This window comes from Algoriphagus vanfongensis DSM 17529 (assembly GCF_000429465.1).
Taxonomy (GTDB): Bacteria; Bacteroidota; Bacteroidia; order Cytophagales; family Cyclobacteriaceae; genus Algoriphagus; species Algoriphagus vanfongensis.
Genome location: NZ_AUBX01000010.1, coordinates 462351 through 479089 on the forward strand (window position 1 = coordinate 462351; position 16739 = coordinate 479089).

Below are 16739 nucleotides of genomic sequence, written 5' to 3' on the forward strand. Positions count from 1 at the left end.
GATTAATATCTGTAGTATTCCGGTTTGAAAGGACCTTCAACCGACACACCGATGTACGCAGCTTGCTCTTCAGAAAGCGTATCTAGCTCTACACCTAGTTTGGCAAGATGAAGTGCGGCCACTTTCTCGTCCAAGTGCTTTGGAAGCACATAGACTCCAGGCTGATATTCCTCATGCTTCTCCCAAAGTTCGATTTGAGCCAAAGTCTGGTTGGTAAAGGAGTTGGACATAACAAAAGAAGGGTGTCCTGTGGCACATCCTAGATTCACGAGACGTCCTTCGGCCAAGATGATCAATTCTTTTCCATCCAGATCATACAGATCGACCTGAGGTTTGATGACATTTTTGGTATGACCGTAGTTCTTATTCAACCAAGCCATATCGATTTCATTGTCAAAGTGACCAATGTTACAAACAATTGCTTTGTCCTTCATGGCTTTGAAATGCTCGCCAGAGATAATATCCTTGTTACCGGTAGCAGTCACTACGATATCCGCTTCTTTGACAGCATCCGCCATTTTCTTCACAGCATAACCATCCATAGCAGCTTGCAATGCACAGATAGGATCGATTTCAGAGACGATTACTCTAGCACCAGCTCCTCTCAGAGATGCTGCAGAACCTTTCCCTACATCACCATACCCTGCTACGACAGCTACTTTACCGGCCATCATCACATCGGTAGCCCGACGGATCGCATCTACCAAAGACTCTTTACAGCCATACTTATTGTCAAACTTAGATTTTGTCACAGAGTCATTGACATTGATAGCAGGCATTGGAAGTGTCCCGTTTTTCATACGCTCATACAATCTATGAACACCGGTAGTGGTTTCTTCAGAAAGACCTCTGATTCCGGCAACCAACTCAGGGTATTGATCCAAAACCATATTGGTCAAATCTCCCCCATCGTCCAAAATCATATTAAGAGGTGCTCTTTCTTCACCAAAGAACAAGGTTTGCTCTATGCACCAGTCAAATTCCTGCTCATTCAAGCCTTTCCAAGCATAAACTGAGATCCCTGCAGCTGCGATAGCCGCTGCAGCATGGTCCTGTGTAGAAAAAATATTGCAGGAAGACCAAGTCACCTCAGCTCCCAAAGCAACAAGTGTTTCGATCAAAACAGCTGTCTGAATAGTCATATGTAGACATCCTGCAATTCTGGCACCTTTCAAAGGCTGAGAAGCTCCGTATTCCTCTCTCAAAGCCATCAGACCTGGCATCTCTGCTTCAGCCAATTTGATCTCTTTTCTTCCCCATTCTGCTAGGGAGATATCTTTTACTTTATACTGAACGTATTTTTCAGATTGAATTTCTGACATAATATCATTGATTTATTGAAATAGACTAATTCAAAAACTTCCGCAAATGTACCGCTAAATTATGGGATTAAGAAATCAATTCTGATAGCTTGGGAAGCGAATGGTTTTGAATTCATACTGCTGAATTTCACCATTTTCCATTTCGACCTGCAACCTACCAAACGGATCCACTCCTGTGATTTTTCCTCGAAAAGCCCCATGATCTGTCTCATATTCAGCCATTACTCCATTCAGAAACAAATCAGCCAGATAAGTGTTTCGAATTATATCCCATTTTCCCTTCTTTAATAGGATATACATCTGTTCGATTTCTGTGACCAATAAGCGAAAAAGCTCTTCCAGATCAAATTGAGAACCGGTCAACGCCTTTAACGAAACAGGTCCAGGGACAGAAAAATCCACCTGATTGATATTCAAACCCATTCCTGCTACTGCATATTCCCAACCTTTGGGACCTATGGAGTTTTCTATCAAGATACCACCTAGTTTGCCAGCGCCTGGCACGACGAGATCATTGGGCCATTTGACTTTCAAGGCTGGCACATAGTCAGACAAGACCGATTTGATGGCATTGGAGATGGCCATATTGAGATAAAACTGCTCTGATATATCCATAAAATCAGGCCGAAGAACAATCGAAAAAGTCAAATTAGCACCTGGCTGCACATTCCAGACATTACCTCTTTGACCTTTTCCGCGTGTCTGGTTGGCAGTGATCACAATAGTCCCTTCCTTTGCCTCTCCTTGTCTGACTAATTGGAGGGCTGTGTCATTGGTCGAGTGACACTCTGGCAGAAAATGTACATCTTTCCCTAAAAAAATGGTGTTGGCAAGAATTTTATACATAAATTTTCGGTTTGCCTGACACCCTAGTGATTTTCGCAGGCATTACAAAATTAACTAATAAATATGACAGCAGAAGAGCTGAGCAAAATCATCGTGAAAGGAATGGAAGAAAAGAAAGCTTCTGACATCGTGGTGATGGACCTTAGAAAAATCAAAAATACCGTAAGTGACTTTTTTGTATTATGCTCCGGCAATTCAGACACACAACTAGAAGCCATATCCGACTCCATCGAAGAGCAGGTGATCAAAGCCGGAGAAAAGCCCCCCTATCGTAGTGAAGGAAGAAGCGGAAAACAATGGATCCTGATGGATTATGTAGATGTAGTCGCCCACATATTCCTAAAAGACAAAAGAGAATTCTTCGGTTTGGAAGATCTATGGGGAGATGCCCAGATCACCAGAGTGGATTAAATAGAAACAAACTTTAACCCTATCAAACCGTTTTACATTAAGTTTGGAGATTTACATACTGATCAATGAGCGAAAAAAATAAAAGCAAAAAATTTGTCCCAAAACCTCCCCAGAAGCCCAATTTTCAGCTTTGGCTGATTATTACGGCTGTTTTGGTATTGATTGGCCTTACTTGGATCAATCAAAGGGGAGCGATGGTAGACATCACTCAAAAGAAATTTGAAGACATGTATCAGGCTGGCGATGTCGCCAAAGTCATGATCGTCAAAAATATGGATCGGGTAGACATCACGCTGAAGCCATCTGCCCTTTCCAAAGAAAAATATAAGAATGAATTGGAGTCCAACGCGACCTTTTTCAATCCTAATGGTCCGCATTATTCCCTTCAGGTAGCTTCTTCTGATAAGTTTGCAACTGATTTTGATGCACTGGAAGAGCAAGTAGACGCTTCTGAACGTATCGGCTACTCCGTGACCACTGAGGAAAACTGGGGTTCTTGGTTTAGCAGTGTCGGTTTCTTGATCCTTCTGTTCGTCTTCTTCTGGTTTATGATGCGACGCATGGCAGGCCCGTCTGGCCCAGGTGGTCAGATCTTCAATGTGGGCAAATCCAAGGCCCAGCTTTTCGATGCCGAAAACAAGGTCAAAATCACTTTTGACAATGTGGCAGGCCTAGATGAAGCGAAAGAAGAAATTCAGGAGATCGTAGAATTCCTAAAAAACCCTTCCAAATTCACCAAACTTGGGGGTAAAATCCCGAAAGGCGCCTTGCTGGTAGGCCCTCCGGGTACTGGTAAAACCTTGCTTGCAAAAGCAGTAGCAGGTGAAGCAGGTGTCCCTTTCTTTACCCTTTCAGGTTCTGATTTCGTGGAAATGTTTGTAGGGGTAGGTGCAGCTCGTGTACGTGATCTTTTCAAGCAAGCCAAAGAAAAAGCCCCTTGTATCATCTTCATCGATGAGATCGATGCGATCGGTAGATCCAGAGGGAAAGGCCAGATGCCAGGCTCCAATGATGAGAGAGAAAATACACTGAACTCCTTATTGGTAGAAATGGACGGTTTTGGCACCGATACAGGCGTCATCGTATTGGCGGCTACAAACAGACCGGATGTACTGGATAGCGCCTTGCTTAGACCTGGTAGATTTGACAGACAGATCTCCATCGACAAGCCAGACATTGTCGGCAGAGAAGCGATCTTCAAAGTACACTTGAAGCCAATTAAAATCTCCGATGATGTAGATGCTAAAAAATTGGCAGCACAGACTCCGGGATTTGCAGGAGCCGAGATCGCCAATGTGTGTAATGAAGCTGCGTTGATCGCTGCTAGAAGAAATAAATCCGCTGTGGATATGCAAGACTTCCAAGATGCAGTAGATAGAGTCATCGGAGGTTTAGAGAAGAAAAACAAGATCATTTCTCCTGAGGAAAAGAAAATCGTAGCCTATCACGAAGCCGGTCATGCCGTGGCCGGTTGGTTCTTGGAGCATGCTGATCCATTGGTGAAAGTCAGTATTGTCCCTCGAGGTGTTGCTGCGTTGGGCTATGCACAATACTTACCTAAGGAGCAGTTCCTGTATCAAACAGAGCAACTCATCGATGAGATGTGCATGACTCTGGGTGGTAGAGCTGCTGAGGAAATCATCTTTGGTAAAATCTCCACTGGTGCTTTGAGCGACTTGGAGAGGATCACCAAAATGGCCTACTCAATCGTCTCTGTGTATGGTATGAATGAGAAATTAGGCAATGTATCCTTCTACGACAGTAAAAGTGACGGCTACAAAATGACCAAGCCTTATTCAGAAGCAACTGCCGAACTGATCGATCAAGAGGTACATAAATTGATTGATTTTGCGTACCAAAGAACCTTGGATCTACTAAGAGAGCGAAGTGAAGAATTGGAAACTTTGGCACAAGAACTTCTGCAAAAGGAAATCCTATTCCAATCTGATCTGGAAAAATTGATCGGTAAAAGACCTTTTGCCAAAGAAACTACCTACCAAGCTTTCACCAATAAGAAAGAAGGAGGCATAGAAGAGCAGCCAGCTCCTGACCAAATCGAAAGCCGTCCAAAGGCCCCCGAGGAGGTAGAAGCAGCTCCTGATCCGGAGCCCAAAGCTGAAAATTGATAGATTTGAAAGCCCCGTTTATCAGCGGGGCTTTTTATTTTTGTGCTTGAAATTTATCTTTCCAAATGCCATCAGCCTCCTTGCACCTTACTCTTCAGGACAAAAAGCTATATTTCGCTTCAGATTTTCATCTTGGGGCACCCAATTCACAAGAGAGCAAAATCCGCGAACAAAAAATCATCCGATGGATGGATCAGATACAGGACGATGCCGCTGCTGTTTTTCTGGTTGGGGATATATTTGATTTTTGGTTTGAATACGGTGAAGTGATCCCCAAGGGCTTCATTCCTTTTATTTCTAAAGTGCACCAGCTGCGAGAAAAAGGCATTCCTTTCTATTTCTTCACGGGCAATCACGATCTCTGGATGAAAGATTATTTCACCCAAGAGCTATCCATTCCGGTTTATCATGAGCCGATTGAAGTGAGAGTCAATGACAAACTCCTGCAGGTCGGACATGGAGACGGGCTCGGACCGGGAGACTATTCCTATAAGCGACTCAAAAAACTTTTCACAAATCCACTCGCAAAATGGCTGTTTCGCTGGTTTCATCCGGATCTGGGGATCAAACTTGCAAAAGCCTGGTCTGGTAGCAGTCGGATTTCCAATTTGGAAAAGAATGAAAGTCACTTCCTAGGCGAGGATGAATGGCTCTGGCAATATTGCAAAGAGACAGAAGCTGTGTCCCACCATGATTATTATATCTTCGGACATAGGCATTTGCCCCTGGAACTGAAAGTAGGCTCTGACTCTACTTATTTCAATCTTGGAGAGTGGGTCAGCCAGTATACCTATCTGGAGTTTTCTGCTGACTCGGTGAGTCTGAAAAAGTTTGAAGAATGAAAAAGCTCTGGCTACTTTTTTTGCTAGTATCCGGACTAGCCAAAGCGCAAGAACCCTGGACAGCCGAGCCCATAGCCAATATTTCTATCAACCAACTGGATCTGATTTCATTTGACACCAATGATCAGTTGTTTGCCAGCAATGAAAACGGAGACATCTTTTTATTCAATGCCAAAGGAGAACGAAAGAATTTTTTCTCGCCCCCCAGACAAGGAAAACTAAGCCAGTTGGAAGCCAATTGGACTGTCAATATTTTCTCTTTTTCTTATGACCTCCAATCCTATCGGATATTGGATCGGTTTCTCAACCCGATTTCGGACGGAAACCTACTTCTCCCAGAAGTCAATCTGGCAAAAGCTGTCACCTTAGGAAATAACAATATTCTTTGGATTTGGGATGAATCAGATCTTTCTCTTAAACGATTGGACTACCTAAGAAATATTGTCTTAGACTCCCAGCCTCTCAATTTGATTTTGGGAAACAAACAGTTGGACGTCAAAGAAATCAGGGAGTTTAAAAACTTACTTTTCATGAATATCCCTGCTCTGGGAGTCTTTATTTTTGACAACCAAGGCAATCTGATCAAGCAACTAGATCTCTTCGGTATCGAGAGACTTTGCTATTGGAAAGAGCATCTGCTCTGGATCGAGAAAGGAATTATTTTCTCCATGTCTATCGCAACCGGTGAAAAGTCACCGCTTCTAGTCACCCCTGATGCAGAATCTCTGGGTATCCAAATAGGTCAAGAAGTAGTGGCGCTGACAGGCTCAGATCAAATCAAATTGTACTCCATTCCGAGTGCAATCAAAGCCTTCAACTAGCACTAGATTGCAGTTTTAAAACTTCAAGGTATCTGGCAAAAATTTCGCAGCCAGGTCTTCGTAATAAGGCCTTAATTCCTTGACATTAGGTGGAACAGCCGCTTTAGAATACAGGTCATAAGGATTGAACTTGTCCACCCATTCAAATAGGCGATGATCATCTTTATTCATCAGATGATTGTAAGCTTTCTCCCTATGCTGGGCATAGAAGCTATGGTAGCGGAGCATCGCCAAGCCTTCTTCTGGCAAGTAGTCCTTCATGATCTGATAAATGTACTCGTCATGCCCCCAAGACATGTGCACCTGATCCAGACCACAATTTGCTTTATAAACACCATACTTGGTATTGAATCTGGGATCCTGACTATCGGGATTATCTTTGAAAAACTCTGGATAGACTATCTTGTCAGAATGCTGGCATCCCACAGGAAAAGTATCCCCTACCACACACCACTGAGGCTCACCAAAGAGACAAAGAACCTTTCCCAAATCATGCAAAAACCCTGTCAAAACAAACCAGTCTGGGTGACCATCAGCACGGATGGCCTCTGATGTTTGAAGCAAATGTTGCGTTTGATCTAGATCTGTATCAGGGTCCGAGTCATCTATCAGCGTGTTCAGAAATTCCACCGCTTCCCACAGCGTCATCTCCTTTCGGTCAAATTTCAAAAAATCCTGCTCTTTCTGAAGCACAAAATCATAGGTCTGATTCAGGTGATTTTGCCTATAAAACTCTCGCACGGTATCTCTACCCGGATTGTCATAATTCCGGAATTCTTCTTTGGCTTTTTCGGATGTACCTGGCTCGGGATAGCGCTGCAAAAGATCTTCTTCCCAGAGCTCTTCCATTTGGTGTGGAGTCACTTCTTTCATAGCAATAAATTTACCTTAATATATTAATTTTCAACTATTTCAATTGCCAAGCCAGATATAGATCACGATAGTGAGCACTACCAAGAGCATTCCCAAATGATTGGCATATTTCCAAGGCTTCAGTTCTACTGCATCTTTACTGGTAAGCTTGAAGTGATTGGTATTGGGATAAAAATGAGATACTCCCACCATCACTAGCATATTTAGCACAAACTCTATCCCCCAAATATGAACGAAATGGATATCCACCGGAAATACAAATACTGTCAAAATATAAAACAGCAACCCGATAAAAAGTCCTGCTTTGGCACCGGAAGCTGAGATCTTGGGGATAAATAGTCCTGCCAGAATAATACTCGCAATCGGAATGAAGAAGATCCCATTTAACTGCTGCAAAAGCTGATACAAGCCATCTGGCGCGCCAGCCACCATGGGAGCGGCTACGATGGCACAAATCGCCAAAATGATCGAGGTCAACTTCCCCACCCAGACGAGTTGTCTGTCATTGGCATTGGTATTCAAATGCCTTTTATAAATCCCCAAACTAAAGATCGTGGCCGTGCTGTTCAGCACACTGTTGAATGTACTTAATACCGCTCCCATCACCACCGCAGCAAAGAAACCCGTCAACCCTACTGGAAGGACTTTTTTAATTAACTCGGGATAGATCAAATCTTGAGTATCATACAGACTATCACCAAAGTAATAGAAGCCGATCACACCGGGAAGTATGATGATGAGAGGAACAAAAAGCTTCAAAATACCTGTATACAATAATCCCTTTTGGGCCTCGGCTAGATTTCTAGCACCCAATGCTCTCTGAATAATCGGCTGATTCATACACCAGAAATAAAGCTGATTAATCATCAGACCCGTAAACAAAACCTCAAAAGGCAGAACAGAATCTTTGGCCCCGATCACGTTGAATTTATCAGGCGCAGCAGCATATACTTTTTGAAATCCTCCGATCAAATTCCCCTCTCCTATGTCCCAAAGTGCAAACCCTAGGACCAAAAGACCGCCAAGAAATAAGCCTATCCCATTGATCGTGTCCGAATAGGCCACGGCTTTTAAGCCTCCAAAAATGGCATAAATGGACCCTATCACTCCGATGACTATCACTGTCAGCCACAGCCCTTCTTGATGACTGACTTGAAAGGTTTCCGATACATTGAATATACTCTCCAAGTTGATCGCTCCGGTATACAGTACGATTGGCAACAGTGTCAGTACAAAGGAAACGATGAGAAAAAGAGCGACCAGAGTCCTCGTCATTCGATCAAACCGCAATTCCAAATACTGTGGTATGGTGGTCAGACCCATTTTGAGGTAATTGGGAATAAAATAAAGCGCTCCGATGACCAAAGCGATCGCTGAGGTCACCTCCCAAGCGATGATGATGAATCCATTCTTGTAAGCCGAACCGTTCATTCCGATCAGATGCTCAGTAGAAATATTGGTGAGCAGCATGGACCCAGCGATCACTACTCCCGTCAGACTTTTGCCACCTAGAAAATAGCCATCCTGCGTATTGAGCTTGTCTTTGCGCAACTGATACCAGGAAAAAATAGCTACAAATGCCGTGAAGGCTAAAAAAGAAAGTATAGTCAGGGTCATGTTAATTGAATGGTGATTACCAAACACTTAATATACTTGACTTACCCAACAATCCTCAGAAGATTTACGGAATCGTTTCAATTCCTTGAAAAACAAAAAAGGCCCTGTTAAGGCCTTTTTTAGAATTCTGCTGGAGATTCGGATTATCCGATTTTCACCAATTCAATATCGAAAATAAGATCTTTACCAGCCAAGTGGTGGTTGGCATCAAGAGTGATTTTTTCATCATCCACATGAGTCACAGTGACAGGCATTGGCTGTCCGTTACCGCCTTGTAGGGTCAGTTGCATTCCGATTTCAGGCTTGATATCGGCCGGCACCTGAGTCTTAGGCACATCGATCATCATATCATCTCTGCGCTCTCCATAGGCCTGAGCAGCTGGAATAGTGACAGTTTTCTTGTCCCCTACAGCCATTCCGTCTACGGCAGCATCAAATCCTTGAATCATCTGACCTCCACCTACGGTGAAACCAAGCGGTTCTCTCTGTACTGATGAATCGAACACACTTCCATCCTCTAATTTTCCAGTATAGTGCACCTGCACGTTGTCACCTTTTTTTGCTTGCATTGTAATTTTCTTTTTTGTGAAAGGACAAAGGTAGGAATAATAAGTCGCCTATAAAACCGAACAGAATCGAGACACATTGTCCGAAATCAGCATAAAAGCGTACAATATCGTACAGCTTCATTCTAAAAGTGTCGAAATAAGCCTTTAAATTGCGTTGGCATCATTTTCCCCTAGTAATGGGCAAAACAACGGATTATGGAAAATCAAGACCTTGGAAAAATTCTGATCATCGATGACAATGAAGATTTACTTTTTGCGGCCAAAATGCTGCTTAAGAAGCACGCCAAAGAAGTCACCATCGAAAAAGACCCCCGAAGGATTCCATTTTTGATCAACAACAACAGCTACGACGTCATCCTACTGGACATGAACTTCCGAGAGGATACCACTTCAGGCAAGGAAGGATTTTATTGGCTGAGTCAAATCAAAGAAATCGACCCCAAAGCAGTCGTCATCTTGATCACGGCATTTGGAGATGTAGAAATGGCCGTACAGGCACTGAAAGAAGGTGCGACAGATTTCATCCTAAAACCATGGCAGAACGAAAAACTGCTAGCCACGCTATCCGCTGCGATTCGCCTCAAAGAAAGCTACAATGAAGTAGATAAACTTCAGAAAAAGCAAAAGCAGCTTCAATCAGATCTCAAAAAGCCCTATACAGATATCATCGGAAGTAGTGCTTCGATGAAAAATATATTTTCAATCATTGACAAAGTCGCTCAAACCGATGCCAATGTGCTGATTTTGGGAGAAAACGGTACTGGTAAAGAACTAATCGCCAGAGCGATCCACGAGCGTTCTTTGAGAAAGGACGAAATATTTGTCGGAGTAGATATGGGAGCGATCACAGAGACGCTTTTCGAATCCGAACTCTTCGGACACAAAAGAGGTGCTTTTACCGATGCCAAGGATGACCGTGCAGGAAGATTTGAAGTCGCTGACAAGGGAACGCTATTCCTAGACGAGATCGGCAACCTCTCCATGCCACTTCAGTCCAAATTATTGACAGTATTGCAAAAACGGGAAGTCACTCGCATCGGTACCAATAAGTCCATTCCGGTGGATATCCGACTGATCTGCGCCACCAATATGCCGGTGCATGAGATGGTCATGGAAAATACCTTCCGACAAGATTTGCTCTATCGGATCAATACGGTAGAAATCTTTCTTCCGCCTCTTCGGGAGCGCCATGACGACATCCCTCAGCTGGCCAGCTTTTTCTTGAAACAATACGCGCAGAAGTATAGAAAAAACTTCAGCAGCTTCACCCCTTCCGCCATGGAGCTACTCCAGAGATACCCATGGCCAGGCAATATCCGGGAACTGCAGCATGCCATCGAGCGAGCCATCATCATGGCAGAAGGAGATCAATTGGACTCTAGGGATTTCTTCTTTCTTTCAGCCAAACCAGCTTCCGAAAAAGCACCTGTAAACAATACGCTAAATCTTGATGACATGGAGCGAAGCACGATCCAGCGGGCCATCGATAAGAATGGAGGAAATATCTCCAAAGCTGCCAAGGAACTGGGATTGACTAGAGCTTCCCTGTATAGAAGACTGGAAAAATATGGACTATAAAGTAGGCTTACTTGGACGTATCGCCCTGCTGGCCGCATCTCTTTTCCTGCTGGCTTATACTTTCTTTGACGAATGGGGAGTGTTTATCACATCCCTATTCGTCATTTTGGTTATTATCCAGATTATCTTTTTGCTCCGATACAGTGAAAATTCCTTCAAAAAAGTCCGCACTTTCTTAGACAACATCAAGCAGGATAAATATTCCCAGGTCTATCCGGTCAAATTTGACGGGACCGAAACGGATGATCTTCACATCGAATTCAATGCGATTCTAGCCAAACTGAAAGAAGATCAAGCCGAAAAAGAAGCCAATTACCATTACTTCCGATCGGTATTCAAGCACCTCAGCATAGGCCTGATTACTTTTGGAGAAAATGGAGAAATCCAGATTCTCAATGTCGCTGCAAAACGCATTCTCAACGTAGATGAACTCAAAAACATCGCTGAAATCGAGCAGGTCAATAAAGAATTGCATCTGGCCATCCAAAATCTCCGAACTGGCGGTTCAGAACTTATCAAGATCGCTCATCCCGATGGCATCATGCAGCTATCGGTCTATGTCATAGAATTGCTGATGAGGGGTGAAAAATTCAAATTGGTATCCCTACAAAACATCCAATCTGAACTTGAAGAAAAGGAAATGGAGGCTTGGCAAAATCTAGTCAAGATTTTAACACATGAAATCATGAATTCCATTGCTCCTATCTCTTCCCTTGCCGGCACACTCAAGTCCGAGATCGAGCACAAAATAGAGCACAATGAAGAGGCCACTGAAGAGGAATTGGAGGACTTTCTGATGGGAATGGCTACAATCGAAAAAAGAAGTGAAGGCCTGATCGACTTTGTGTCAGATTTCCGCAGCTTAGCACATATACCCGCACCCAAATTCACCTCCATCCGGATTTCCAGCCTTTTTGAGCAGTTGGAAGTATTATTACATCATCAGTTGGAAGCTGGACAGGTGCATTTGATTCAGGAGATCAATCCCGAAGAATTGATTCTATTCGGAGATCAGACTCAGATCGAGCAGGTGATGATCAATTTGACTCAAAATGCCATACAAGCACTCGAAGATTCAGATGAAAAACTCATCCGGCTCAAAGCCTTTATCGATGAAGCCGGCAAAATCATCATCGAAGTCTGTGACTCGGGCAAGGGAATCGAAGAAGAAGCCATGGGTAAAATCTTTATTCCTTTCTTCACCACCAAAAAGAAAGGCTCGGGTATCGGACTTTCCCTATCAAAGCAAATCATGCGACGTCACAAAGGAAACATCCAGGTTCGCTCCAAAATCGGCGAGGGAACGACGTTCAAATTGATTTTCAATGGGTAAAATTTAATTGAGTTAGATAAACCCAATCAATCAAGTGTAAAACATCAGGATGAAAAAATCGACAATCGTACTCCTTCTTTTCATCCTTGCCAAATTCATTCTGCAGTGGTTGGCGGTTCATCCGGATTTTGATTTGCATCGGGATGAATACCTTCACTTGGATCAGGCGAAGCATTTGGCTTGGGGCTACCTGTCTGTTCCTCCCCTGACATCTTGGATTTCTCTTTTAATAGAATTTTTAGGCGGAGGAGAGTTTTGGGTTCGCTTTTTCCCAGCATTGATTGGAGTACTGACTTTGGTGCTAGTCTGGGATTTGGTAAAGAGAATCGGCGGAAACCTATTTGCTCAATGTCTTGCAGCAATGGCTTTGCTTTGCTCGGCTTTGATCCGGTTGAATATTCTTTTCCAACCCAACTCAGTGGACATCCTCTGCTACACGCTCGTTTTTTACACCTTGATCAGATACTTCCTTGAGTCTGATAGCAAATGGCTTTACCTGATGGCGATCTCCTTTGCCATCGGAATACTCAACAAGTACAATATTGCATTTTTGGGACTAGGACTACTTCCAGCGCTTTTGATAGGACCTCAGCGCCGTATTTTCCAAAACAAACACCTCTACTTCTCCATTTTGCTCTTGGTTTTGCTCATTAGTCCCAACCTCCTTTGGCAATGGCAAAATGGCTTTCCAGTGCTAACCCATATGGAACTCCTTCGCAGAACCCAGCTTGTCAACTCCAGCCGAATCGGTTTTCTCAGTCAGCAATTGCTCTTTTTCTATCCGACTATTCCGCTTTGGATCGCTGGACTATTATTTCTCTGGTTTGGAAAAAGCACCCACAAACTCCGTTTTGTGGCCTGGTCTTATCTTTTTACCATGGCCATTTTTACCTATTTTCAGGCAAAAGGCTACTATGCTATCGGGCTTTATCCTGTGCTTTTGGCCTTTGGAGGGGTTTGGCTTTCAGAACTTTTAGAAAAATTCTTGCTCAAGAAAAGAAGCGAATCCTCAACCCAATTCGCTTGGTATCATGTCTTGATTCTCTTGATCCCTCCAGCACTTTTTTATCCTTCATTTTCTTTGATTCACCCAGTTTTTTCATCCGATAAGCTGATGTCGGATCCTCCGAACTATGCGGCTTTGGATCTCAATCGATGGGAAGATGGGCAATTGCATCCTATTCCGCAGGATTTTGCAGATATGCTGGGCTGGAGTGAGTTGGCGACACTGGTCGATGAGGCCTATGCACAAATGCCCAAAGAAGGACGCATCATGATTATTTGCGACAATTACGGGCAGGCTGGCGCGATTAATTTTTATTCCAAAACAAAAGGACTCGAAGCGCTGACGATGAATGCCGATTACCTCTATTGGTTTGATCTGGAGGAACCGGTGCAGCATTTGATTTTGGTTTGGGAAAAAGATGAAAAGATCAGCGAACGAGAACTTAATTTCTTCGAAGAATACCGGGAAATCGGCAAAATTACCCATCCTTTAGCCCGAGAAAAAGGAACCACCGTTCACTACCTCCGCGGAGCCAAAACTGATATCAATGCCATTCTCCGAGAAGAGGTAAAGGAAGAAAAGAAAACCTGGGAAAGGACCTCAGACGAGCCCTAAATTTTGAAATTAGAAGGGAAGAAATCCTATATTAGAAAAAGCTTGGTAAGCTTCACATCCATTTTTCACTAAATCCGGTAGTTATGAAAAGATCTCTGATTCTTCTTTTTTTCCTTGGCATCCTATATTCCTGCGAAAACAAATCCAATACTTCTGCTGAAAACGTGGTAGAAGAAGTCGAAATAGAACAAAGTCCCAACATTGAAGTATCGCTTGTCGGCAGCTATGCGGACGATAGCTATTCGCAAAGAAGTGAAGGATATGATTGGGTGGGAGTCAGAGTCAAGCAAACAGGAGAAAATCAAATTTCCATCAGCGTCAGATCCAGAGCGGACAAGAAAAGACCGACTTGTACCTTTGATACCCAAGCCACAAAAAGAAAGGAAGGACTCTATGTGGCCAATTTGAACGGAAAAGAAATCATTTTTGAATTCACAGAAACTAGTCTAACCATCAAACCACAAGATGAGGCTGATGCCGGCTTGCTCAATTTCTACTGCGGAGGTGGAGCCACCGTAGCCGGAACTTACCAAATAATCGAAGGTGAACTAGATCCTGATCAGGTGGACCCTACTACTTTCTCGAGCGTTTTGAATCTTCAAGGAGTGGGATTCAATGTTTCGGCAGTGAAAAAAGACGGTAAAAACACTCTTTCCATATTCACCTTCGGACTAGAATCCCAAGAATTCAGAGAGGATTTTGACTTGGGAAAATATGAAATAACAAACGCTGAAGTCGAAGATTTGAATTCTGACGGCTCTCCAGAATTGCTGATTTATTCTAAGACCAGTTCGGAGAAAAGCGTCGGACAAGTGTTAGCCTTTTCTGTCAACAACAAGAAGTCTATGAGTCAAGTCTATTTCCCTCCCACTTCTGAAAATTCAGAAATCAATGAAGGCTATTGGGGTTTTGATGAGTTTTCTGTGGTCGAGACTTACTTGGTGCAGCGCTTTCCGATCTACAAAGAGGGTGATGTACTAGGCAAACCTTCCGGAGGAATGCGACAGGTCAGCTACAAGCTCGTGGATGGAGAAGCTATGCGCTCATTCCAAGTGCACTCTGTTTCTGAATTCTAGAGAATGCAGATTTTCCATCTTTTTGTGACAATTCACTTCATTTAATGAAGAAATAATTTTCGCCGATAGGAAATGAAAGTCAAATAAAGGAACTTCAAATGATAACATTAAACACAATTTAGCTATGGCAACTGTAAACATCTATCTGACTTTCAATGGCAACTGCGAGGAAGCCTTTAACTTTTACAAATCTGTTTTCGGTGGCGATTTCACCTATGTAGGTCGCTTCAATGAAATGCCTCCTCAAGAGGGACAGCCTCCCATGTCTGAAGAAGACGGCAACAAAATCATGCACATCACGCTCCCAATCAGTGCCGAGACCTGCATCATGGGTTCGGATACCGGAGGAGAATGGGCGAGCAACTTTCAAGTAGGAAACAATTTCTCCATCTCTGTTTCAGCAGACAGCAAAGCAGATGCAGACCGATTCTTTAATTCACTCTCTGAAGGCGGGCAAGTGTCCATGTCTATGGCGGACACCTTCTGGGGATCTTATTTCGGCATGCTCGTAGACCAATTTGGCATCGCTTGGATGGTGGGATATGATGCGCCTCAGGAATGATAATACTTCAATAATCCTTAAAGTAAGAATGACCAGAGCCTTTGAGATTTTGGTCATTCTTAGTTTGAAACCATCTTTTTTACGCACAAGAAATTCTAAGTCTGTCCTTAAAAACACCAAAGGAATGTTAAAATCATAGTATTCAATCAGATAAGACACTAACTTAAACTTCACACCATGAGACATACTATGAAGTTCCTAGTTTTTCTTGCCTTCGCCTTTTTGTGGGTTGCCAATCAGGCTTTTTCTCAAAGTCTTAGATCCTATAATTTTCAGGACAATATTAATTTAGGGATTCCTATTCACCCTAATCCAAGTACAGCTATTACGGATAGAGAATCAAAATTCACTTTGGACAAGCCATTTAGCCAAGGAGACCTCCTCCAAGCGCCCATTTTCTACTCAAAAAAGCCCAGCGAAATGGGCTTGAAGTTCAAAAGAAACCCTATTCCACCGATGGATTTCAAAATGAAAGTGACCCCTTTGCCGATGATATCCAGTAGAATCCCGGTCAAGGAACTAGATCAATCTGGAAACCCTACCATTTTGACCAAACCCCTTCACTGAGTGAATCTCCTTTTTTTACAGAAAATCTCACTTTAAATAAAAGGGAGCTAATTTTTGAAGAAACACACAAGCCAATACATGTCTTTATTTTCCCCTCCAGAAATAAAAACCATTGAAGCCAAGAAAGTCGTAGGGATCAGTTGCACCATGAGCTTTTCCAGATTTACGGTCAGTGATTTATGGGTAAAATTTATCCCTAAAGTTCAGAATATACCTCATAGAATTTCCTCCGACCTACTTTCTATTGCCATTTATCAACCCGAGCATTTTATACAATTTGACCCAAGTCGTGAATTTGAAAAATGGGCTGCAACTGAAGTAGAAAGCTTTGAAATGATCCCTGATGGACTCGATCAGCTGCTTATTCCTGCTGGCCAATATGCTGTCTTTCATTACAAAGGTTTGCCTTCAGACAATCGGATTTTTCAATGGATCTATTCCCAATGGCTCCCTCATTCGGATTACCAACTAGACCAAAGACCTCATTTCGAGGTTTTGGGAGAAAGATATAAAAATGGGGATCCAGACTCAGAAGAGGATATTTACATCCCCATCAAAGAAAAAATATGATAGTT

Annotated in this window: 16 protein-coding genes; 11 read left to right on the top strand and 5 right to left on the bottom strand. The window is 43.1% G+C overall.

Going from position 1 to position 16739, the window contains the following annotated elements:
- Nucleotides 1-2: 2 nt before the first annotated feature.
- A complete protein-coding gene (gene ahcY, locus G460_RS0107225; RefSeq protein WP_026954723.1) occupies nt 3-1322 on the bottom strand; it encodes an adenosylhomocysteinase in 1320 nt (439 codons plus the stop codon).
- A gap of 75 nt (nt 1323-1397) precedes the next feature.
- Nucleotides 1398-2168 carry a biotin--[acetyl-CoA-carboxylase] ligase gene (locus G460_RS0107230; RefSeq protein ID WP_026954724.1) on the bottom strand — a complete coding sequence of 257 codons (771 nt, stop codon included), beginning with the start codon at nt 2166-2168 and terminating at the stop codon, nt 1398-1400.
- 63 nt (nt 2169-2231) lie between these two features.
- On the opposite strand from G460_RS0107230, the gene rsfS reads away from it, so the two are divergent.
- The 4 genes from rsfS (at nt 2232) to G460_RS0107250 (ending at nt 6368) form a co-directional block, all read left to right on the top strand.
- The gene (gene rsfS, locus G460_RS0107235; protein ID WP_026954725.1) at nt 2232-2579 is read left to right on the top strand and encodes a ribosome silencing factor; all 348 of its coding nucleotides are present in this window, start codon (nt 2232-2234) and stop codon (nt 2577-2579) included.
- A 65-nt stretch (nt 2580-2644) separates the two neighbouring features.
- On the top strand, nt 2645-4705 hold the full coding sequence (ftsH, locus tag G460_RS0107240) for an ATP-dependent zinc metalloprotease FtsH (RefSeq protein ID WP_026954726.1): 2061 nt from the start codon (nt 2645-2647) through the stop codon (nt 4703-4705).
- Nucleotides 4706-4770: 65 nt separating this feature from the next.
- Nucleotides 4771-5547 carry a UDP-2,3-diacylglucosamine diphosphatase gene (locus G460_RS0107245; RefSeq protein ID WP_026954727.1) on the top strand — a complete coding sequence of 259 codons (777 nt, stop codon included), beginning with the start codon at nt 4771-4773 and terminating at the stop codon, nt 5545-5547.
- A complete protein-coding gene (locus G460_RS0107250; protein WP_026954728.1) occupies nt 5544-6368 on the top strand; it encodes a hypothetical protein in 825 nt (274 codons plus the stop codon). The genes G460_RS0107245 and G460_RS0107250 overlap by 4 nt, the downstream gene beginning before the upstream one ends.
- Nucleotides 6369-6383: 15 nt before the next feature.
- Here G460_RS0107250 and G460_RS0107255 read toward each other — a convergent pair whose 3' ends face one another.
- From G460_RS0107255 to G460_RS0107265, 3 genes are all read right to left on the bottom strand, one after another.
- On the bottom strand, nt 6384-7241 hold the full coding sequence (locus G460_RS0107255) for an inositol oxygenase family protein (protein WP_026954729.1): 858 nt from the start codon (nt 7239-7241) through the stop codon (nt 6384-6386).
- Between the two features lie 39 nt (nt 7242-7280).
- Nucleotides 7281-8858 carry a solute:sodium symporter family transporter gene (locus G460_RS0107260; protein WP_026954730.1) on the bottom strand — a complete coding sequence of 526 codons (1578 nt, stop codon included), beginning with the start codon at nt 8856-8858 and terminating at the stop codon, nt 7281-7283.
- Between the two features lie 143 nt (nt 8859-9001).
- Entirely contained in the window at nt 9002-9427 is a 426-nt protein-coding gene (locus G460_RS0107265) for an FKBP-type peptidyl-prolyl cis-trans isomerase (protein ID WP_026954731.1), read from the bottom strand.
- A 195-nt stretch (nt 9428-9622) separates the two neighbouring features.
- On the opposite strand from G460_RS0107265, the gene G460_RS0107270 reads away from it, so the two are divergent.
- From G460_RS0107270 to G460_RS0107300, 7 genes are all read left to right on the top strand, one after another.
- On the top strand, nt 9623-11005 hold the full coding sequence (locus tag G460_RS0107270) for a sigma-54-dependent transcriptional regulator (RefSeq protein WP_026954732.1): 1383 nt from the start codon (nt 9623-9625) through the stop codon (nt 11003-11005).
- Nucleotides 10995-12338: a sensor histidine kinase gene (locus tag G460_RS0107275; RefSeq protein ID WP_026954733.1), complete on the top strand. Its 1344-nt coding sequence runs from the start codon at nt 10995-10997 to the stop codon at nt 12336-12338. Before G460_RS0107270 ends, G460_RS0107275 begins: the two co-directional genes overlap by 11 nt.
- 49 nt (nt 12339-12387) lie before the next feature.
- On the top strand, nt 12388-13959 hold the full coding sequence (locus tag G460_RS0107280) for an ArnT family glycosyltransferase (RefSeq protein WP_026954734.1): 1572 nt from the start codon (nt 12388-12390) through the stop codon (nt 13957-13959).
- An 83-nt stretch (nt 13960-14042) separates the two neighbouring features.
- Nucleotides 14043-15035 (top strand): hypothetical protein, encoded by a 993-nt coding sequence (locus G460_RS0107285; protein ID WP_035464086.1) that lies wholly within the window; start codon nt 14043-14045, stop codon nt 15033-15035.
- A gap of 124 nt (nt 15036-15159) precedes the next feature.
- A complete protein-coding gene (locus tag G460_RS0107290) occupies nt 15160-15597 on the top strand; it encodes a VOC family protein (RefSeq protein ID WP_026954736.1) in 438 nt (145 codons plus the stop codon).
- Between the two features lie 189 nt (nt 15598-15786).
- A complete protein-coding gene (locus tag G460_RS0107295) occupies nt 15787-16164 on the top strand; it encodes a hypothetical protein (RefSeq protein WP_026954737.1) in 378 nt (125 codons plus the stop codon).
- A gap of 78 nt (nt 16165-16242) precedes the next feature.
- A complete protein-coding gene (locus G460_RS0107300; RefSeq protein WP_026954738.1) occupies nt 16243-16734 on the top strand; it encodes a GyrI-like domain-containing protein in 492 nt (163 codons plus the stop codon).
- Nucleotides 16735-16739: the final 5 nt, after the last annotated feature.